14 protein-coding genes are annotated in these 20551 nt (G+C 68.9%); 3 read left to right on the top strand and 11 right to left on the bottom strand.

The features are described 5' to 3' along the window. Positions 1 to 78: 78 nt before the first annotated feature. The 6 genes from NWF34_RS00375 to aspS all read right to left on the bottom strand — a co-directional run bounded on the left by NWF34_RS00375 (position 79) and on the right by aspS (position 12004). Positions 79 to 1452 carry a replication-associated recombination protein A gene (locus NWF34_RS00375; protein ID WP_258324009.1) on the bottom strand — a complete coding sequence of 458 codons (1374 nt, stop codon included), beginning with the start codon at positions 1450 to 1452 and terminating at the stop codon, positions 79 to 81. A gap of 7 nt (positions 1453 to 1459) precedes the next feature. After that, positions 1460 to 2698: a hypothetical protein gene (locus NWF34_RS00380; RefSeq protein WP_258324010.1), complete on the bottom strand. Its 1239-nt coding sequence runs from the start codon at positions 2696 to 2698 to the stop codon at positions 1460 to 1462. Between the two features lie 180 nt (positions 2699 to 2878). After that, on the bottom strand, positions 2879 to 3793 hold the full coding sequence (locus NWF34_RS00385; protein WP_258324011.1) for a transglutaminase family protein: 915 nt from the start codon (positions 3791 to 3793) through the stop codon (positions 2879 to 2881). Then, complete coding sequence (locus NWF34_RS00390) at positions 3790 to 6519, bottom strand: circularly permuted type 2 ATP-grasp protein (RefSeq protein ID WP_258324012.1); 2730 nt, start codon at positions 6517 to 6519, stop codon at positions 3790 to 3792. Before NWF34_RS00390 ends, NWF34_RS00385 begins: the two co-directional genes overlap by 4 nt. Beyond that, a complete protein-coding gene (locus tag NWF34_RS00395; protein ID WP_258324013.1) occupies positions 6516 to 10007 on the bottom strand; it encodes a DUF2126 domain-containing protein in 3492 nt (1163 codons plus the stop codon). Before NWF34_RS00395 ends, NWF34_RS00390 begins: the two co-directional genes overlap by 4 nt. Positions 10008 to 10150: 143 nt before the next feature. Beyond that, positions 10151 to 12004, bottom strand: coding sequence for an aspartate--tRNA ligase (gene aspS / locus NWF34_RS00400; RefSeq protein ID WP_159405581.1), 1854 nt, complete (start codon positions 12002 to 12004; stop codon positions 10151 to 10153). A gap of 193 nt (positions 12005 to 12197) precedes the next feature. Here aspS and NWF34_RS00405 point away from each other — a divergent pair, with 193 nt between their 5' ends. Next, a complete protein-coding gene (locus NWF34_RS00405) occupies positions 12198 to 13052 on the top strand; it encodes a neutral zinc metallopeptidase (RefSeq protein WP_024497158.1) in 855 nt (284 codons plus the stop codon). Between the two features lie 21 nt (positions 13053 to 13073). Continuing rightward, the gene (locus NWF34_RS00410; RefSeq protein WP_375295606.1) at positions 13074 to 14744 is read left to right on the top strand and encodes a DUF885 domain-containing protein; all 1671 of its coding nucleotides are present in this window, start codon (positions 13074 to 13076) and stop codon (positions 14742 to 14744) included. A gap of 3 nt (positions 14745 to 14747) precedes the next feature. Here NWF34_RS00410 and NWF34_RS00415 read toward each other — a convergent pair whose 3' ends face one another. Both NWF34_RS00415 and NWF34_RS00420 read right to left on the bottom strand, forming a co-directional pair. Beyond that, entirely contained in the window at positions 14748 to 15563 is an 816-nt protein-coding gene (locus tag NWF34_RS00415) for an SDR family oxidoreductase (RefSeq protein ID WP_159405579.1), read from the bottom strand. Continuing rightward, positions 15560 to 16237 (bottom strand): hypothetical protein, encoded by a 678-nt coding sequence (locus NWF34_RS00420; RefSeq protein WP_258324015.1) that lies wholly within the window; start codon positions 16235 to 16237, stop codon positions 15560 to 15562. Before NWF34_RS00420 ends, NWF34_RS00415 begins: the two co-directional genes overlap by 4 nt. Positions 16238 to 16348: 111 nt before the next feature. On the opposite strand from NWF34_RS00420, the gene NWF34_RS00425 reads away from it, so the two are divergent. Further along, a complete protein-coding gene (locus tag NWF34_RS00425; RefSeq protein ID WP_258324016.1) occupies positions 16349 to 17017 on the top strand; it encodes a TetR/AcrR family transcriptional regulator in 669 nt (222 codons plus the stop codon). A gap of 187 nt (positions 17018 to 17204) precedes the next feature. Here NWF34_RS00425 and NWF34_RS00430 read toward each other — a convergent pair whose 3' ends face one another. The 3 genes from NWF34_RS00430 to NWF34_RS00440 form a co-directional block, all read right to left on the bottom strand. Next, positions 17205 to 18269 carry an SHOCT domain-containing protein gene (locus NWF34_RS00430; RefSeq protein ID WP_258324017.1) on the bottom strand — a complete coding sequence of 355 codons (1065 nt, stop codon included), beginning with the start codon at positions 18267 to 18269 and terminating at the stop codon, positions 17205 to 17207. A 198-nt stretch (positions 18270 to 18467) separates the two neighbouring features. Then, positions 18468 to 19733, bottom strand: a complete 1266-nt coding sequence (gene hisS, locus NWF34_RS00435) for a histidine--tRNA ligase (RefSeq protein ID WP_258324018.1) — start codon at positions 19731 to 19733, stop codon at positions 18468 to 18470. After that, on the bottom strand, positions 19730 to 20476 hold the full coding sequence (locus NWF34_RS00440; protein WP_159405576.1) for an MBL fold metallo-hydrolase: 747 nt from the start codon (positions 20474 to 20476) through the stop codon (positions 19730 to 19732). Before NWF34_RS00440 ends, hisS begins: the two co-directional genes overlap by 4 nt. Between the last annotated feature and the right edge of the window lie 75 nt (positions 20477 to 20551).

The raw sequence follows: 20551 nt of genomic DNA on the forward strand, positions 1-20551 counted from the left end.
CGCCGTTGGTTGTCGCGACATCCCAGAGTACCGTCGGCGCGTCGCGGAACCGGTCCCGGTACGTCATCCCCGCCGTGATCAGCGGGATCGGCGACGTGTGACGGCACCCCGGACGATGGATCTCAGGCGTGCGACGCGCGGCCCGATCTCGCGTTCGAGCCCATGATCGGTGGGCTCGTAGTAGTCGACGCCCACGAGGTCGTCCGGCGCGTACTGCTGGGCCACCACCCCGTCCGGATGGTCGTGCGGGTACTGGTAGGCGACGCCGTTGCCGAGTTTCTTGGCCCCTGCGTAGTGGCTGTCGCGCAGGTGGGCGGGTACCGCTCGGGCCTTGCCGGCCTCGACGTCGGCGAGCGCGGCGCCGATCGCCGACACCACTCCGGCCGACTTGGGTGCGGTCGCCAGATGGATGGTGGCCTGGGTCAATGCCAGCTTGGCCTCGGGCATGCCGACGAGGTTGACCACCTGCGCGGCGGCCACCGCGGTCTGCAGCGCGGTGGGATCGGCCATGCCGATGTCCTCGCTGGCGTGGATCATCAGGCGCCTCGCGATGAAGCGCGGGTCCTCCCCCGCCGCGATCATCCGCGCCAGATAGTGCACCGCGGCGTCGACGTCGGAACCGCGGATCGACTTGATGAACGCGCTGGTCACGTCGTAATGCTGATCGCCGTCGCGGTCGTAGCGCACCGCCGCGCGGTCGATGGCCGTCTCCACGTCGGCGAGGTCGACCCGGGTGGTCGAGTCGGCACTCGCCTCGAGCGCCGTCAGCGCCCGGCGGGCGTCGCCGCCGGCGACCGCCACCAGGTGATCGTAGGCGGCGTCGGTCACCTCCACCTGCCTGTCGAGGCCACGCGGGTCGGCGACGGCCCGGGTGAGCACCTCACGGATGTCGTCGTCGGTGAGCGACCGCAACTGGAGCACCAGCGACCGCGACAGCAGGGGCGCGACGACAGAGAACGACGGGTTCTCGGTGGTCGCCGCCACGAGCAGCACGATGCGGTTCTCCACCGCGTCGAGCAGCGCGTCCTGCTGGGTCTTGGAGAAGCGGTGGACCTCGTCGATGAACAGGACCGTCTGCTGGCCCTCGATCAAGCGGCGCCTCGCCACGTCGATGACGGCGCGCACCTCCTTGACGCCCGCGGACAGCGCCGACAGCGCCTCGAACCGGCCGCCGGTCGCGCGCGCGATCAGGGACGCCATCGTCGTCTTGCCGGTGCCCGGCGGGCCGTAGAGCAGCACCGATGCCGCACCGACCCCGCTGATCAGGCGCCGCAGCGGCGAACCGTCGCCGAGCAGGTGCTGCTGGCCGACGATCTCGTCGAGGGTCTGTGGGCGCATCCGGACCGCGAGCGGTGCGGTCGGTGACGGCGCCGCGGTCAGTCCGTTGGCGCCGGGCGTCGGCACACCGGTTCCGGCCCGGGGATCCACGGGCGGGTCGAACAATCCGTCCACGAGCCGATCAGGCCATCCAGATGCGCTGCAACGCGAGGCCCGTTGCGGTCGCGAAGTCGGCGATCGCGTCCTCACCGGCACGGCCGGCGGCTGCCGCGAGATCGGTCCAGCGGGATACGAGGACGCGCGGATCGTTCGTGTGCAGCGCCCAGTCGTGGGTGAATCCGCCACTCTCGATCGGGGTACCCGCTGCGGAGTTCTGGAGTGCCGCGTCGAACGGGGGGATCTCCAGGCTCGCGTCGGCGTCCTGACCGATCGCGGACTCCGGGTCGACCAGGTCGGTGTCGGCAGGCAGCATCCAGGCGGTCGACAGCCATACCCACAGCAGCCGGGCGACGAGCACCTTGCGCTGCATCTCGCGCTCGTGCGCGAGGGCCGGCCAGATCGGGTTCACCTCGGAGCGCCAGGCGTCAACCATCGACACCTCGAGGTCGGTGGCGCGGGACGCGGCGCGCGCGGGCAGCTGCGCGGACATGGTGACCACGGCGTAGGCGATGTCGAGGGTGGCGTCGCGGAACCCGCCCCACTCGTAGTCCATGAACTGCACGCCGTCGTCGTTGAGCATGATGTTCTCGGGACCGACGTCCGACGGGCTGAACGCGCGGTGCTCGCCGTCGTCGAACAGGGCGGCGGCGGTCTCGAGCGCCTCGAGAACCCGATCCGGCACCTGCACACCGAGCGCGGCGGCCTGTCCGGAGAGCGCATCGACCGAGTGTCTGGCCTCGTCACGGAGGATGTCGCGCCCCTCGGTACCCGACGGGCCGCGGCGGACCAGCGCCAGGAAGTCGATCTCGCCGCCGACGGTCGCCGCGTGCATGCGGCCCAGGGCCTGACCCCAGGCGCTCACCGCGCGGGAGGTCTCCACCGGGTCGTCGCCGTCGAGGAACTCCATCATCGACCGGCCGTGACCGAGATCAGAGAGAACCATCAGGCGCAGGTCGGGGTCGGAGGCGATGAGCTGAGGGCCCGGTCGCGATTCGTTCGGGAGCGCGGTGGCGTACTTGTACGACGCGATCTCGCGGTGGAAGGCCTGCGGGTCCTCGTGCTCGGGCAACGCCTTGATCACCAGCGAACGGTCCATGCTGAGGGGGTTCTGCGCCACCCGCACCCGAACGACCGTCGTACGGCCGCTACCTCCGAGGTCCTCGGGGTCGTCGAGGACTACCGAGGAACCGGCGCGGTGTGACAGCAGCGCCTCTGCCGCCCGCACCACGCTGGTGATGCGGCTTTCAGTAATGACCGTCATGGCGTATCCCAAGGTACCCGTTGCAACGGGGGTGCAACACCATTGTTCATCCTTCTGTACGACGTTGCGGATCTTGTACCCGCGAGCGTGTGCGTCGAAACCACTGCGTCGCAGGGGTTTCGGTGCCCTGGTCACAATTCGTGCCGCGATGTGCCCGCGATGGTCCCGACGCGCGGTGTCTCAGGCCCCGGTTCCGGGTTCGGGTGACTGCGCCGGACTCACGTCCACGGAGACGTCGATGTGGCTCTTCGTCGAGTCGGTGTAGATGACCCCGCGCAACGGCGGGGCGTCGTCGTAGTCGCGGCCCCAGGCCAGCGTGACGTGGCGTTCGTCGACCAGTTTGTCGTTGGTCGGGTCGAACGCCAGCCAGCGGCCGTCGGGCATCCAGACCGCCGCCCACGCATGGCTCGCGTCGGCGCCGAAGATCTTCTCCTTGCCCGGCGGCGGGTCGGTCGCCAGGTAGCCCGATTCGTAGCGGGCGGCGAGTCCGACCGAGCGCAGGCACGCGATCGCGACCCGGGCGAAGTCCTGGCAGACGCCCTCGCGTCGTTGCATGACGGTGTCGACCCGCGTCGAGATGGCCGTCGAACCGGAACGATAGGCGAAGTCGGTGAAGATCCGGGTCGTGAGGTCGGTGACCGCCTCGATCAGCGGACGCTGAGGGGTGAACACCGCGGCGGCGTAGTCGCGCACCGACCGGGTGATCTCCGGCGGGTCGAGATCGAGGACGAACTCGACGGCGAGCGCGGCCTCGCGGCCCCCGACCACCGCCGGGCGTGCCGACTCCCACGGGGCCCGGGCCGCGGGGCCGATGAGCACGCCCTGATCGACCGGATCCACCTCGACGACCGACCGTGCGGTGACCGTCAGTTCCCGGTGCGCGGTGCGGACGTGGAAGTAGCTGTCGTGGTTCCCGTAGACGTCGATGCCCGTCGACCGGTCGTCGGGTTCGGGTTCGATGTCGACCGTGGTCGACCGCACCCGTTGTCCGGGCAGGTCGCGCGGGGTCAGGTAGCAGCGGCCGTACGACGAGGACACGTCGTCGTTGTAGGTGTACCGGGTGCGATGCATGACCCGGTAGACGCGCGTGCTCACATCTCACCTCCGCCCCAGATCGGCTGCGCCTGGCGAGGCATGGCGAAACGGCTCCTGGCCAGCAGATCGGACAGGTCGCGGGCCCCCGCGCGGAGCGCGGTCATCAGGTCGGCGAGCGCTGCCCGGCGGCCCTGTGAGTCGACGCCGGCGAGGTCCGCCGGCCCGCTCCGACGCAGCTCGGCGATCATGTCCTGCACACCTCGTTCGGCCCCGGCCGAGCGCAGCGGTTCGGGTACCGACGTCAGATCGTGGTTCATCTTCTCGAGCTGGAAGATCATCGACCGCGGGTTGGTCGGGTCGAACAGCAGCAACTCGGCGACGCTCGAGAACCGGTACAGACCGCGGTTGCGGCGCCGGTAGATCACCGACGACTCGTTGGCGACCAGATACGACTCCAGCAGCGCCTGTTCGACGTCGGTGTCGTGCGCCTGCGCGAACATCGCGAGAGTCAGGTGGGCGAGGGTGATCGCGCGTTCGATGCGCCGGCCCAGATCCATGAACATCCAGCCCGGGTCGTGGACCATCGACTCCTCCTGCAGGCCGGTCAGCGCGAGCACGCCGTGGAGGACCTCCTCGTGGGCCCGCGCCAGATCCGGACCTAGGTCCAGGGCGGAATCGGATTCCGCCCGCGACCGCGAGACCAGCCGCGCGGTGCTCGCGACGACCCGTTCGACGGGCGCCAGGACCATCCAGGTACTGGTCGACATCTGGTCACGGACCGCCCGGGCAGAACCGACGAGCCGGTCGACCGAGTAGGCGACCGTACCCGGGATCGAGCGGGCGACGGTCAGATCGGCGATCTTCTCGATGGCCTCGTTGACCTGGTCCGGCGCGGGCTGACGGTCGGTGCCCGAGACCAGCAGATCGGCGGTGTCGAGGTAGCCGTCGGTTCCGGTGATCGTGGCGACCGCGTGCAGCAGCAGCGGTACCGCCGGGGTCCCCGACATCCATGGGCGGTACTGGAAGTCCTGATAGCGCTGGCGCGAGACCTTCGCCAGCCGGGTGACCTGCTCGGTGCGTTCGGCGTAGCGGCCGAGCCAGAACAGATCGGCGAGCACGCGGGGACTCGCGGCAGCCGCGACCTCCGAGTACTCGAGCGGCACGGGCCGGCCCGTCTCGGGTACGACCTCGCCGGCCGGTTCGACACGGGTCTCCGAACGGCGCGACACGTGTCCGCCGACCTCCGTGCTGGTGACCCAGACGTCCTTGGCCGACACGACGTGGTGGGCGGCCCCTTCGACCCCGTCGGCCAGGACGGCGCCGAGACCACCCGGCATCACCGCGTAGGTGGGCCCCTGGGCGACGCTGAAGGCCCGCACCGACACGGGCGCGGCACGCAGCGCGGTCGTGTGACGTCCGGGTCGCGTCCCGGCGGTGACGGTCGGCGCCACCGAGTAGGCGTCGAGTTCGCGCCCGACCCAGGCCCACGGTTGCGATTCGATCCGCGCGGCGACCTCGGCACGGGTTCGCGCGTCGAGCAACGGCCCGATGAACTCGTCGTCGGTGCGGGTGTCGGTCAGCACCAGCGAACCGATGCGACTCTGGATCTTGCTGCGCTCCAGCGCATCTCCGGCCCAGTAGGTGGTGACCGACCCGAGCGCGAGTTCCTCGTCGAGCAGGACCGGCGCAAGCCGTTCGAGCACGGTGTGCAGCGCGGGATTCTCGAGAACACCGGACCCCAGCGTGTTCAGCACCGTGACGTTGCCTCGCGAGATCGCCTCCACCAGACCGGCGACGCCGAGTCGGGAATCGGTCCGCAGATCGAGCGGGTCGGAATATGCGGCGTCGACGCGGCGCAGCAGGACGTCGACCCGCTTGTACCGCCCGAGCGAACGCATGTAGACCGCGCCGTCACGCACGGTGAGGTCCGCACCTTCGACCAGCGGATAGCCGAGAACCGAGGCGAGGTAGGCCTGGTCGAAGGCAGTCTCGGACATGCTTCCCGGGCTGAGCACGGCGACCGTCGGGTCGTCGACCCCGGGCGGGGCGTACTCGGCGAGCGCGAGGCGCATCGTCCCGACGAAACCGGTCACCGGTCGCGGCGCGCAGGCCTGGAACACCTGCGGGAACGTCTTGGTCAGCAGTCTGCGGCCGACGATCGAGAAGCCGATGCCCGACGGGGCCTGGGTGCGGTCCCGGTAGACCACGAAACGCCCATCGGCGGAACGCGATACGTCGACCGCGTGCAGGAACAGGGCGTGAGGTCCGGCGACCTCGAGACGTGCCGCCTTGCGGATGTAGCCGGGGTGCCCGAAGACCATCTCGGGGGCCACGAGACCGGAGGTGATTGTCTTCTGGTCGCGGTAGAGATCACGCAGCAGCAGATCGAGCAGCATCGACCGCTGGGTGATGGCCCTCTCCAGCTCGGCCCACTCGACACCGTCGACGATGAGCGGCACCGCGTCGATGTCCCAGTCTCGGGTGTGCGTGGCCTGACCGTCGAACTCGTTGTAGACCACACCGTCGTCACGGACCGCCGCGGCGAGACGATCCGCGGACTCGCGCAACCGGGCGTCACCGCGCCGCTGATAGAGCCGGACGAGATCTTCCCACGCGGGACGAACGATGCCGGCGGAGTCGAGGAGCTCGTCGTGGTGGGCGCCGGCGGCCGGTTCGGCATCGCCGGGTCCGGGGACGTCGAAGAGCGTGTAACCCTCGTTCCGGTAACGATCGAAGACCGTGGAGGCATCGAACACCGCGGAAGCGTTGCCCGGCGAAGAAGTCACCGGAGAACTGTACGTGCCCGACGCAGATCCAGGATCCCAGGGACCCCGAAGTCGATGGCCTGCCGGGCCTGTCGTTCCCGGAGAAGCCCGACGTCGACGGTGCCGGTTGTGTGACCGGTCGCCTCGAAGCGCCCGTTGCGGCGCGATTCGGCCTCCACGGCGTTCACCGGTGGTCGGTCGTAGGCGCGTCCACCCGGATGGACGACGTGGTAGGTCGCGCCGCCCACCGACCGCCCGTTGACGGTGTCGACGAGGTCGAAGGTCAGCGGGGTGTCGATGCTGATCGTCGGATGCAAAGCGCTCGGCGGCTGCCAGGCCCGGAACCGGATGCCCGCCACCCGTTCGCCGGATCGGCCGGTGGACCGGAGCGGGATCGGGAAACCGTTGCAGGTCAACAGGTAACGATCGTCCTCACCGCCGAGGACACGCACCTGGACCCGTTCGATCGAGGAATCGACGTAGCGGGCGGTACCGGTTCCGGTCGACTCCTCCCCCAGCGTGTTCCACGGTTCGATGGCGCCGCGCAGTTCGACTTCCTGGTCGCGGATCTGCACGGTCCCCAGCCGCGGAAAACGGAACTCGGTGAACGGATCGAGCCAGGCGGTCTCGAATGGGTAGCCCGCCTCGCGGAGTTCCTCGGCGACGAGCGCGATGTCGGCGATGACGTGGTGCGGCAACAGATGTTTGCCGTGCAGGTCGCCGCCGTGGCGGATGAGCCGGGCCCGGTAGGGCTTGCCCCAGAACCACGACACCAGGCTGCGCGCCAGCAGCGACTGGACCATCGCCATCCGGTGGTGCGGCGGCATCTCGAAGGCACGCAGTTCCAGCAGTCCGAGCCGCCCGCGCACCGAGTCGGGACTGTAGAGCTTGTCGATGCAGAACTCGGCGCGGTGGGTGTTGCCGGTGATGTCGGTGAGCAGATGCCGCAACGCACGGTCGGCGACCCACGGATTCGGCGGCGACCCCTCGCCGGTTCCGGTCCTCGCGGCGAGCCGGTCGATCTCGGCGAAGGCGATCTCCAACTCGTAGAGCGCCGATTCCCGGCCCTCGTCGACGCGCGGCGCCTGCGAGGTGGTGCCGACGAAGCGGCCGGAGAACAGATAGGACAGCGACGGGTGGCGCTGCCAGTAGGTCAGCATCGACACCAGCAGATCGGGACGGCGCAACATCGGCGAGTCGGCGGGCGTCGTACCGCCCAGCGTGATGTGGTTGCCGCCGCCGGTGCCGCCGTGGCTGCCGTCGAGGTCGAAGCTCTCCGTGCCGAGCCGGACGCGGCGGGCGTGATCGTAGAGGGACTCGAGCAGTTCGGACTGTTCGGCGAAGCTCGCCGTCGGCTGGATGTTGACCTCGATGACGCCCGGGTCGGGAGTCACCGACAGCGACGTCAGGCGCGGATCCGACGGCGGCCCATAGCCTTCGATCACGACCGGGGTCGCGGTCGTCGCGGCGGCGCCCTCCACCAGTTCGACGAGGGCGAGGAACTCCTCGCCCGTCGACGTGGGCGGCATGAACACGTATGTGACGCCGTCGCGGACCTCGGCGACGAGCGCCGTGCGCGGCAGGAACTGCGTCGGGTCCACCGCGCGCACGGTGTGCCCGAGTGCGGCGGCCGGGTCGATGGGCAGAGCGTCGTGGCGCGCCGACGGGTCGGCCTCGAACAGGGTCGGCGACGGCCCCCATGACAGTGAGTTCAGCGGCAGGCGCAGACCCGCGGGCGAGGTACCCGGCGTGAGGACGATCCGACCGCGCCGGGTCGACCACACCGCACTCTGCCAGGCGGTCCGGTCCTCCGACCGGTTCAGCGGAAGGACGTGGGCGCTGGGGTCGGTGACCGCGGCGTCGAGCCGGGACAACACGGAGCGACGCCGGGCCACCGAATCGTTCTCGGGCGCCAGTACCTCCTCGTCGCCGTCCGCCAGGCTATCCAGCTCGACGTCGAACTCCGCCTGGGTGAACCTCCGTGCGGTGGGCAGGGTCGGGTCGTCGCCGGGGTCTCCGGGCGGCATGGTGGCCAGCTCGCGCATCCGCACGAGCGGATCCTCGTAGGCGGGCAGCACCTGTTCCGTGGGCAGACCGAGATTCGCCGCGAACGCGGTCAGCAGTTTGTGTGCCGGTTCGGCCCGGGCCGGTTCTCCACCGCCGCTCGTGTCCGGGTGGGCGCCGTAGGTCTCCGTCTCGATCGCCGCGCCACACTGTTCGGGCATCGACCACGGATCGGCGAGCAGGTCTGGGTCACGCCAGATCGGTTCGCCGTCGGCGCGCCAGATGATCTCGATCTGCCAGCGCGGCAACGGTTCTCCGGGATACCACTTGCCCTGGCTGCGCCGCACCAGACCCTGCGGGGCGTAGGCCCCCCTGAGCCGTTCGGCGAGACGGGATGCCAGGAGCCGTTTGTGGGGTCCGTCGGCGGCGGTGTTCCACTCGGGGTCGGCCTGGTTGTCGATGGACACGAAGGTCGGTTCGCCACCCATCGTGAGGCGGACGTCGTCGCGCTCCATGCGTTCGTCCACGAGTGCACCGAGGTCGACGACGCGGTTCCACTGCTCGGGTGTGTACGGCAGGGTGACGCGCGGGTCCTCGTGGAATCTCGTGACGGTGTTGGAGAAGTCGAGCGTCGCGTGACAGGGACCGGTCGCGCCGGTGATCGGTGCGGCCCCCACCGGATGCGGCGTGGCCGCGAGCGGGATGTGTCCCTCGCCGGCGAACAGGCCGGACGTCGGGTCCAGACCGACCCAACCGGCGCCGGGCAGGTAGACCTCGGTCCAGGCGTGCAGGTCGGTGAAGTCGGCGTCGGGACCCGAGGGCCCGTCGAGCGACGTGATGTCGGAGGTCAGCTGCACGAGGTAGCCGGAGACGAACCGCGCAGCCAGGCCGAGTTCGCGGAGCAACGCCACGAGGAGCCACGCCGAGTCGCGGCACGAACCGATGGCACTCGACAGCGTGAACTCGGGTGTCTGCACCCCTGCCTCGAGACGCACGGTGTAACCGACGGCCTCGCGCACGGCGGTGTTCAGCGCCACCAGGAAGTCGATGACACGCGTCCTGCCGACCGGCTTGTTCTGCGCGGCGAAGGCGGCGACCTCCGGATGGACCGGCGCACCGGCGAATTCGCCCTCGCCGACGCCCACCGGCCGCAGGAAGATCTCGAGGTCGCGGCGCAGCTCCTCGGGGTATTCGAACCCGTAGTGCTCGGCCCAGTCCTCGATGAAGAAGTCGAAGGGGTTGATCGCCGTCAGGTCGGCGACGAGGCTGACGGTGATGCTCAGCGAGGTCGACGGCTCGGGGAACACGAGCCGCGCGAGGTAGTTGCTGAACGCGTCCTGCTGCCAGTTGAGGAAGTGCTCACCGGGCTCGACCCTCAGCGAATAGGCCTCGATCGGCGTCCGCGAGTGCGGCGCGGGGCGCAGGCGGACCACATGCGGGTAGATCTTCGTCGGGCGATCGAAGGAGTAGCTCGTCCGGTGTTCGAGAGCCACCTTGATCGTCACCGACGCACCTCCGGGAATCCCTTGCTCGCAGACATGGGGAGAATCTCTCACAGGTGGTGGGCGCCCGCTCGGCGGCAACCGTCCGGAAACGAAAGCGGTGGCCGAACTCACGCTCGGCCACCGCTTTTCGTTGCTCGACGGAACTACTTGTCCGTCGTTGCCTTGTCCTTGTCCGTCGTTGCCTTGTCCGTCGTCGCCTTGCCCGGGACGCTCGCGTCCTGCTCGGCACCGCCACGCGGCACCGGCTTGGCGTCGATGCCCGACTCCTTGCGCTGCTGCGGGGTGATCGCCGCGGGCGCCTCGGTCAACGGGTCGACGCCGCCGCCGGACTTCGGGAACGCGATGACCTCGCGGATCGAGGCCTCACCCGCGAGCAGCGCGGTGATCCGGTCCCAGCCGAAGGCGATGCCACCGTGCGGCGGGGCGCCGTAGGCGAAGGCGTCGAGGAGGAAGCCGAACTTCTCCTGCGCCTCGTCGTGGCCGATGCCCATGATCTCGAAGACGCGCTCCTGCACGTCACGCTGATGGATACGGATCGAGCCGCCGCCGATCTCGTTGCCGTTGCAGACGATGTCGTAGGCATAGGCGAGCGCCTCACCCGGAGCGGTGTCGAGCTTCTCGATCGACTCCGGCTTGGGCGAGGTGAACGCGTGGTGCACCGCGGTCCATGCCGAGTTGCCGAGTGCGACGTCGCCGGAGGCGGTGGCCTCGGCCGTCGGCTCGAACATCGGCGCGTCGACGACCCACACGAATGCCCAGTCGTCCGGCTTGATCAGACCGAGCTTCGAGGCGATCTCGCCGCGGGCGGCGCCGAGCAGGGCGCGGGAGGACTTGACCTCGCCGGCGGCGAAGAAGACGCAGTCGCCCGGCTGTGCACCGACGTGAGCGGCGAGCCCGGCGCGCTCCTCCTCGGACAGGTTCTTGGCGACCGGACCGGTGAGGGTTCCGTCCTCGCCGACGAGCACGTACGCGAGGCCGCGGGCGCCGCGCTGCTTCGCCCACTCCTGCCAGGCGTCGAGCTGACGGCGCGGCTGCGAGGCACCACCGGGCATGACGACGGCGCCGACATACGGCGCCTGGAACACGCGGAACGGGGTGTTCGCGAAGTACTCGGCACATTCGACGAGTTCGATGTCGAAGCGCAGATCCGGCTTGTCCGAACCGAACCGGCGCATCGCGTCGGCATAGGTCATGCGCGGGATCGGGGTCGAGATCTCGACGCCGATGAGCTTCCACAGCGCCACCAGGACCTCCTCGGCGACCGCGATGACGTCGTCCTGGTCGACGAAGCTCATCTCGATGTCGAGCTGGGTGAACTCGGGCTGGCGGTCGGCGCGGAAATCCTCGTCGCGGTAGCAGCGCGCGATCTGGTAGTAGCGTTCCATGCCGGCGACCATCAGCAGCTGCTTGAACAGCTGCGGGCTCTGCGGCAGGGCGTAGAAGGTGCCGGGCTGCAGACGCGCGGGCACCAGGAAGTCGCGGGCGCCCTCCGGCGTCGAACGGGTCAGCGTCGGGGTCTCGATCTCCACGAAGTCGTGGGCGGCGAGGACACCGCGGGCGGCGGCGTTGGCCTTCGACCGCAGACGCAGAGCGGCGCTCGGCCCCTCGCGCCGGAGGTCGAGGTAGCGGTGACGCAGACGCGCCTCCTCGCCCGGCGACTCGTCGAGCTGGAACGGCAGCGGTGCCGATTCGTTGAGCACCTCGAGTTCGACGGCGTTGATCTCGACCTCGCCGGAGCTGAGGTTCGGGTTCTCGCTGCCCTCCGGACGGACCTCGACCACACCGGTGACGGCGACGCAGTACTCGGCGCGCAGGCGGTGGGCGGCCGTGGCCACCGTCTCCTCGCGGAACACCACCTGCACCAGGCCGGTGGAGTCGCGCAGGTCGATGAACACCACACCGCCGTGGTCGCGTCGGCGCGCGACCCAACCGGCGACGGTGACGGTCTGCGACGCGTCGGCGCGGCGCAGCGAACCTGCGGAATGCGTGCGGAGCACTGAGAGTCCTTCCCAACGTCACACGGCCGGCCCGGCTGGCGGGCGGCGTGGAGAAGCGTTGTTTGTGTCGGCTTGTTCGTGACCCGGTGGAAACGCAGGCCAGGTACCCATCGTGCCGCATCGGCGTCGGTGCCCCGAATCCGGCCACCCGGAGATGTCCGGCGCGGGCACCACGGCGTGCCAGAATGACCGCGTGACCTTCCAAGGCAGCGGATCGATCGACACCGGCAACGTCTCCGGCGGTGGCGGCGGTGGCGGGCGTATCGCGCTCGGCGGCGGTGCAGGGCTGCTCATCACCATCGTCGCCCTGCTGTTCGGCGTGAACCCCGGCGAACTACTCGGCGGCGAGACCGGCCAGCAGGGAACGTCGTCGGCTGCGGCCGAGATCCAGCAGCAGCTCGACGCCTGCACCTATGAGATGGCGAACGAGAACACCATCTGCCGCATCAAGGCGACCACGGTCAGCGTCGACGACGTGTGGTCGGACCTCATGCCGGGTTACCAGCCGCCGAAGACCGTCATCTTCGCCGACTCGGTCAACACCGGGTGCGGCGCGGCCAGTGCGGCGACCGGGCCGTTCTACTGCCCCGCCGACCGTACCGCCTACTTCGATCCGTCCTTCTTCACGCAGCTGCGCCGCATGGGCGGCAGCGACGGTCCGCTCGCCCAGGAATACGTGGTCGCCCACGAGTACGGGCATCACGTGCAGAACCTCACCGGTGCCCTCGCCAAGGGCCAGCGGATGGGTTCGCAGGGCCCGCGCTCGGGGTCGGTGCGCGTGGAGCTGCAGGCCGACTGCCTCGCCGGCGTCTGGGCCAATCACGCCGACGACGGTCCCGATGCCCTGCTCGCCCCCATCTCCGAGCAGCAGATCACGACCGTCATCCAGACCGCGAAGGCGATCGGCGACGACACCATCCAGGGACCGGGCTCCAACCCGGAGGGCTGGACGCACGGTTCGGCCACGCAGCGTGCGCGGTGGTTCGGCATCGGATACCAGTCCGGCGACCCCAACCGGTGTGACACCTTCGCCACCAACGACCTCTGACGCGATGTCGAGATGACCCCCATGGCCGCAACCCCCACGAGTCCCCGTCGACGCACCGAAGTGGACGCGATCGCCGAGGCCCACCTCGATCGACTGTGCGAGCTCGATCCGCTGCTGAGCACCGAGGTCGGGTACGACGGCCGGAACGACGCGCTGACCGACTTCTCCGCGCACGGGTGTGCCGAACGGGCCGCGGTCGCCGCAGACACCCTGGCCGCACTGGCCGACGCTCCCGTCGCCGACGCGATCGACCGGGTGACCGTCGCGACGATGACCGCATCACTGCGACGGGAACTCGCCCTCGCGGACGCGGGTGAGCACATCGGCGAGTGCAACGTCATCGCTTCACCGCTGCAGGCCATGCGGGACATCTTCGACCTGATGCCCACCGACACCCGGTCCGATCGCGAGGTGTTCCTCGCCCGCCTCACCGCGATCCCCGGCGCGTTGAACCGGGCCGTCGACGGGTTGGCACACCGACTGCGGCACGGTCCCCCGATCGCGCGCCGTCAGGTCGCCGCGGTGGTCCGGCAGGCCGATTCGGCCACCGATGCCATCGCCGAGAACACGGGTGCCATCGCCGACGACCCGGCGCTCGCCGGCACGCTGGGCACCGCCCTCGACGCGGCCCGGACCGCGTTCGGCACCTTCGCCCACTACCTCGAGACCCAGGTCCTCCCGTCTGCCGTCGACGACGACGCGGTGGGCCGGGACCGCTACCTGCTCCACCTGCCGTCGTATCTGGGCGCCGACGCCGATCCGGAGGAGGCCTACGCGTGGGCGATCACGCGCCTCGAACAGATCGTCGCCGAGCAGCACGAGATCGCGGAGGGGCTCCTCCCCGGACGCGGGGTCGCCGAGACCCTCGCCTGGCTGGATCGGCAGCCGCAGTACCAGATCCACGATCGTCACGAATTCGTGGAGTGGATGCAGGAGACCTCCGACGCCGCCGTCGCCGGACTAGGCGGCCGCCACTTCGACATCCCGGAACGACTGTCCCGCCTCGAATGCCGCCTGGCGCCGTCGTCGACCGGGATCATCTACTACACCCAGCCGACCGCCGACCTGTCGCGGCCGGGCCGCATGTGGTGGGCGGTCCCCGACGACCAGACCGTTTTCCACACGTGGCAGGAGAAGACGACCGTCTACCACGAGGGCGTCCCCGGCCATCATCTCCAACTCGGTTCGGCCATCGTCGATCCCGACCTCAACGCGTGGCGCAAGCTGGCGTCGTTCACCTCGGGACACGGTGAGGGCTGGGCACTCTACGCCGAGCGGCTGATGGACGAACTCGGCTGGCTCGAGGATCCGGGCGATCGGATGGGCATGCTCGATTCCCAGCGGCTGCGCGCGGCCCGGGTGGTCGTCGACATCGGTGTGCACTGCCGCCTGCCGGCTCCGGAGCCGCTCGGTGGCGGGATCTGGGACGCGGAGAAGGCCTGGGAGTTCCTGACCGCCTCGGTCGCCATGGACCACTCGGTGCTGCGCTTCGAACTCGACCGCTACCTCGGCTGGCCCGGGCAAGCGCCGTCATACGCACTGGGACAACGGGTCTGGGAGCACACCAGGCACGCCGCACTGAGCGCTCATCCGGAGTGGACGCTCAAGGACTTCCACACGCGCGCACTGGCGTTGGGCGGTGTGTCGCTGGACGTACTGGCCGACGAGATGACCGGCCGGCACGAGGCCTGACCCCTACGACGCCCGACTGCGGTCCAGGTAGGCCTTCCGCCTGGCGGGGTCGAAGGCCCCGTAGTCGACTCCCCCGACGAACCTCTTGAGCCACCACATGATCGGCGACGGGATGAGTTCCTCGAGGACTCCCATGCCGGCGAGGTACCGCGGGACGGTGACCTCTCCCCGGCCGTGCCGCGCGCTGTCGACGATCGCCGCCGCCACCTCCGCGGGATCGAGCGTCGGCTGCAGTCGCAGCAGCACCCCCGAGGTGAGGTCGGTGCGGGTGGCCGCGGGCATGATCGTCGTCAACGTGACACCGGTGCCCGCCAGTTCGGCGCGGACCGCCCGTGAGAGCGCCACGACCCCGAACTTCGAGGCGCAGTAGGTCGCGATCCCCGGCGTGGTGATCTTGCCCGCCATCGACGACACGTTGACCACGTGGCCGCGTCCGCGCTCGATCATCCCGGGCAGAACGAGGCGGGTGCCCGTCAGCACCGCGCCGAGATTGATGTCCAGCTCGCGCTGCAACGCGTCGAGGTCCTGGTCGACGAGACGTCCCATGTGTTGGATTCCGGCGTTGTTGACCAGCATGTCGACCGGCCCGCGTGCCGAGGCCGCGTCGATGAACCCGGCGAAGGAGTCGGTGTCGGTGACATCGAGATGATGGGCGTGTGCCCGGGGCCCGAGCCGGTCGGCGGTCGCGGTGGCCGCCACCAGGTCACGGTCGCCGATCCACACCGTCGCCCCACGCTCGACCAGCGCCGCGGCGGTCGCGGCACCGATCCCGCGAGCACCGCCGGTCACGCAGACGCGAGCACCCGCAAGCGCGATCACAGCGGGCTGCCCACGGGCTGACGCAGCGCGAAGTAGGCGATCAGGCGCACTTCCTCGTCCGACGCGAACAGCAGCGCACGACCGAGGTACACGCCCGGTGTCAGTTCGACGATCTCGTCGCGGGTCCGGCGGATCGGGAACGTGCGCACCGCCGGGTTGTTGTACTGCGGGACACCGTAATCGAGGGCCCGCACCCGGACCCGCGGCTCGATGAGCCCGATGTCCGGGGCATGGTCGAAGTGGAACCCCTCCATCTCACCGTCGACGTAGCGCAGACCGAGGTGGCCGGCGGTGATGATCGGCATGACCACCGCCGCGATCGGAGACAACCGGTTGAGACCCGTACCCGCCCGCGCGTCGAACGACTTCCCTCGCCACGTGGGATCGATCTTCATCAGCGGATTGGCCAGCGCGGCCTCGGGGATCCCGAACAGCTTGCCGACGATCTGGCCTTCGAGTTTGCCGTCGAGGCCTTCCGGTTCGTCACCCTCGCCGAACAACAACCGCAGAGCTTCCCGGTCCTGACGAGATCCCAACTGGCGCAGATAGTTCCAGGTCTCCACGCGCGCCCGGTGCGGATGGTCGGCGGCAAGCGCTCGAAGTTCGGACAGCATGGCGAGCGGCGCCCGCTCCCCTCCGCGTCTCTGATCGGCCGTGGTCAACTCTGCACTCATCGCATCCTCATTTCTGGTACCAGCGCGTGCCACATCCATGTGGTACCGAAATGTGCCAGATAGGGTGCGGGGTGTCAACACCCCAGGCATCGCGGATGGAAGGATGGGCCGGTGAGTTCGACGAGCACTGAGCGCAGCTACGGCGGCGAGTCCGCCGCGGACAGGTCCGCGCGCCGACGCACCGCGCTCGTCGACGTCGCCTCGACCCTCATGAGTGAAGGACGGTGGCGGGCGGCGACCGTGGCCGGCATCTGCGCCGATGCCGGCCTCAACAAGCGCTACTTCTACGAGAGCTTCCCCGATCTCGACACCCTCGCGGACGCGGTGATCGACACCATCTCGACCGAGGTCGCACAGTCGGCGATCGCCGCATACCTGGCATCGCTGGACGCCCCCCTCGACGTACAGGCCCGCAGAGCGGTCGACGCGATCATCGGTGTGCTCGGCACCGATCGGCGCAAGGCTCGAATCCTGTTGGGCGGGGCAGCCGGGACACCTGCCGCGCTCACCCGGCGAACCGACGCGATGGCCGGCCTCACCGCGATCCTCGTCGAACACGCGCGGACCATCCACGGCGTCGAACTCGAGGCCGATTCCCTCGCCCACACCGCGCCGGCCTTCGTCATCGGCGGCACGGCCCAGGCGATCCTCTCGTGGGCCGAGGGCACCCTCCCGGTCAGCCGGGAGCAACTTGCCGACGACGTCAGCGCGCTGTGGCTCTCGTTGGGCGCCTCCGCGAGCGAACTCGCGCGTGCGCGGCTCAACCCTGGAGCCGTGTGATCGGCGCGCACGAGAGCCGCCCCTGACAGGCAGGGGCGATTCCCCGCGCCGCCGTCAGCCGAGTAGCCGGGCGACCTCGGCGACGACATGTCGAGCGCCACCTGCTGCTGCGTCGTTGGACGTGCTGGCCGCCGAGCTCAGCGCGTAGTCCTCCGCCTCATCCGTCGCGCATCGCCGGATCTCGGCGCTACGAGCGCTTTGCGATTGCTGCTTGTTTCGCGGCCTTGAACTCGGCGTCATCGAGCAGTCCGCGCTGATGCATGTCGGCGAGCTTCGAGAGCTCATCAGCGAGACCACCGCTCGACGACGGCCTTGGCGCGACCTGCTCTTGCAGAATGACGTGCGGACGCTTCGCCGCAGCAACCTTTTGCTGGAGTTCTCTGATCCGCGGCTGCACTTGCTGATACATCAACTTGGGAAGTGGCAGGGCATTGGACAATTCGTAGGGATTGCTGTTCGAATTTCTGCCGGTGTTCCAGAAGTCGTGATTCGCCGTGCCTTGGTAGCTGGGCGTCAGAATTTCCAGCACACCGTTGATGAAACCGCTGTTGTACTCGATGCTTGTGATGTCGACATAGTGGAAGACTGTCTCTCTCCCTCCACCGGTCGCCCCGGCCATGAAACTCGTCATCCCCCCGGTCTTCGAGATCACCAGGCGATCTTCGAATGCGAACAGACGCCCGTCCGCACCTCCGTTGATGATGAACCACGGCAGCTCACCGTCGCGAGAGTGGCGAGCGCAGGCATCCCACCACTTGTCTTTCATCGCACTGCCGAATACTTCGACGGAATCACGTTGACGAAGCCATTCCTGTCTCGCAGTATCCGCGGCCGCAGATTCTTCGCGAAACTGCTTCACACCCGCACTGACAGCCGGATCAACGCCATTTCGCCAGAGGTAGTCCAGATAGTAACGCGCAAAGTCGACCTCGGTCTTGTCTACAATGCCAACGACGACGTCCCCGACATCGGTCGATACGACGACGCTGATCGTCCCCATCTTCTCGCGAAAATCGATTCCACGAATCTTGTCGCCGAAGACCACGAGCGGAAGTCGCTTTTCTGTTGTGCGCTCCGCCGCATAGAAGCCGACAACCCTTGCGTTTGTCACCGCGATTGCGTTGGTCACCGGCTTGATGCGCCCACGCCCGAAGAACGCCCAAACGGTCTCACCGGGAAACAGATCCTGTGCGAGCGCAGACAACCACTTATCGGCATTCTTCTGCTTGATCTTCGGACTCAACTCCGCCATGGCGAACTACCACCCTCCGTCGACCCAGCCTGATCTTGAGATCGCGAACACTGGGCATGCCCGCGTGACCAATTGCGGCCGCGACGCAGATCTGCTGGCCTGCCGTGACCGACGGAGACGTTACTAGGACACGGGAAAGGAAGGCTCCGAGTGACGAGAATCAACCCGACCGGCTGCGAAGTCGCTGTGCCGACGACCTCAGCCGAGCAGCCGGGCGACCTCGGCGACGAGATCGTCGAGCGCCACCTTGTGCTGTTCGCCGTTGCTCAGGTCCTTGACCTCGATCTGACGGTCGGCCAGTTCGTTCTCACCGAGAACTAGTGCCAGACGCGCCCCCGAACGGTCGGCGGCCTTCATCGCACCCTTGAGTCCGCGATCGCCGTAGGCGATGTCGACGCTGATGCCCGCAGCACGCAATGAGCCTGCGACGCCGACGAGTTCGGCCTTGGCGTCTGCACCGAGCGGGACGCCGAAGACCTGGCAGCGCGCCGCCTGGGTGCCGGCGACACCCTCGGCCTCGAGCGCCAGCATCGTGCGGTCGACACCGATGCCGAAACCGATACCCGACAGATCCTGTTTGGCGCCCAGCTGGCGCATCAGTCCGTCGTAGCGTCCGCCGCCGCCGATGCCCGACTGCGCGCCGAGACCGTCGTGCACGAACTCGAAGGTGGTCTTGGTGTAGTAGTCCAGGCCGCGCACGAGTCGCGGGTTGATCTCGTAGGCCACGCCGAGGCGGTCCAGGTTGGCCAGCACGAGGTCGAAGTGCGCCTTCGCCTCGTCGGACAGATAATCGATCAGCAACGGCGCGTTCGCGGTCGCCTCACGGATCTCCGGACGCTTGTCGTCGAGCACGCGCAGCGGGTTGATCTCGGCGCGCTTACGGGTCGCCTCGTCGAGGTCGAGCCCGAAGAGGAACTCCTGCAACGCCTCCCGGTAGCGCGGGCGGCTCGCATCGTCACCGAGCGAGGTGATCTCCAGGCGATAGCCGGACAGTCCGAGTCGCTTGTAACCCTCGTCGGCGACGGCCACGACCTCGGCGTCGAGTGCCGGGTCGTCGACGCCGATCGCCTCGACGCCGACCTGCTGCAGCTGCCGGTAGCGACCCGTCTGCGGCTTCTCGTAGCGGAAGAACGGTCCGGCGTAGCAGACCTTGACCGGTAGCTGACCGCGGTCGAGGCCGTGCTGGATGACCGCGCGCACCACGCCCGCGGTGCCCTCGGGTCGCAGCGTCACCGACCGGTCACCGCGGTCGGTGAAGGTGTACATCTCCTTGCTGACGACGTCGGTCGACTCGCCGACACCGCGGGCGAACAGCGCCGTCTCCTCGAAGATCGGCAGCTCGATGTGTCCGTATCCCGCACGACGCGCGGCGTCGGTGAGCGTGTCCCGCACCTTCCGGAAATCCGCCGAACTCGGCGGGAAGTAGTCCGGGATACCCCGGGGTGCCTGAAATGCTCCGCTCACAGTCCGTGTCGTCCCTTCGGTCGATCAGTGGCGATGGTGTCGGTTCCCGGAGCCCGAAGGTCGACCAGGAAGGGGTTTGCAGCGCGTTCCTGCGCGATCGTGGTCTGCGGTCCGTGCCCGGGCAGCACCAGGGTGTCGTCCGGCAACGGCAGCAGCTTCGCGGCGATGGAGTCGAGCAGCTGCTGATGGTTGCCGCCGGGCAGGTCGGTGCGTCCGATGGACCCGGCGAACAACACGTCACCGGAGAAGCAGACCGGGACCGTCGTCGGAGCGTCGGACCCGGACTCCCCCGGAACGGTCACCTCGATGCCCAACAGCACCGAGCCCTGGGTGTGGCCGGGTGCGAGGTCCACCGAGAAGTGGATGCCGGCGAGTTCGACGGGCTCACCGTCGTCGAACTCGACGACCTTCTCCGGTTCGCGGAACTTCTCGTCGCCGATCATCGCGCCGAGCGCGCGCCCGATGCCCAGGCCGGGATCGGTCAGCATCGGCCGGTCGGCGGCATGGATGTAGACGGGAATGGAGTACTCGTCGCACAACTGCGTGGCGTTCCAGGTGTGGTCCAGATGGCCGTGGGTCAGCAGGACGGCGACCGGGGTGAGGTCGTTCTCGGCGAGCAGTTCGCGCACGCGCGGCGCGGCGTCCTGGCCCGGGTCGATGATCACCGCATCAGATCCGGCTTCGGCCGCCACGAGGTAGCAGTTCGTCTGAAACATGCCGGCAGGGAATCCGGTGATCAGCATGGCACTCCTCGAGGGTCTCGGATCGGGTCGCGGGTCCCTCCATTGTGTCCTAGCTGCCCACGGCGGCCGACAGGC

The organism is Gordonia sp. GONU (assembly GCF_024733855.1).
GTDB classification, from domain to species: Bacteria; Actinomycetota; Actinomycetes; order Mycobacteriales; family Mycobacteriaceae; genus Gordonia; species Gordonia amicalis.

Excerpts from the sequence above, each read along its gene's own strand:
- NWF34_RS00380 (WP_258324010.1), bottom strand. The coding sequence starts at position 2,698 with ATGACGGTCATTACTGAAAGCCGCATCACCAGCGTGGTGCGGGCGGCA.
- NWF34_RS00430 (WP_258324017.1), bottom strand. The coding sequence starts at position 18,269 with ATGGCGGAGTTGAGTCCGAAGATCAAGCAGAAGAATGCCGATAAGTGG.
- NWF34_RS00410 (WP_375295606.1), top strand. The coding sequence starts at position 13,074 with ATGGCCGCAACCCCCACGAGTCCCCGTCGACGCACCGAAGTGGACGCG.
- NWF34_RS00420 (WP_258324015.1), bottom strand. The coding sequence starts at position 16,237 with ATGAGTGCAGAGTTGACCACGGCCGATCAGAGACGCGGAGGGGAGCGG.
- NWF34_RS00440 (WP_159405576.1), bottom strand. The coding sequence starts at position 20,476 with ATGCTGATCACCGGATTCCCTGCCGGCATGTTTCAGACGAACTGCTAC.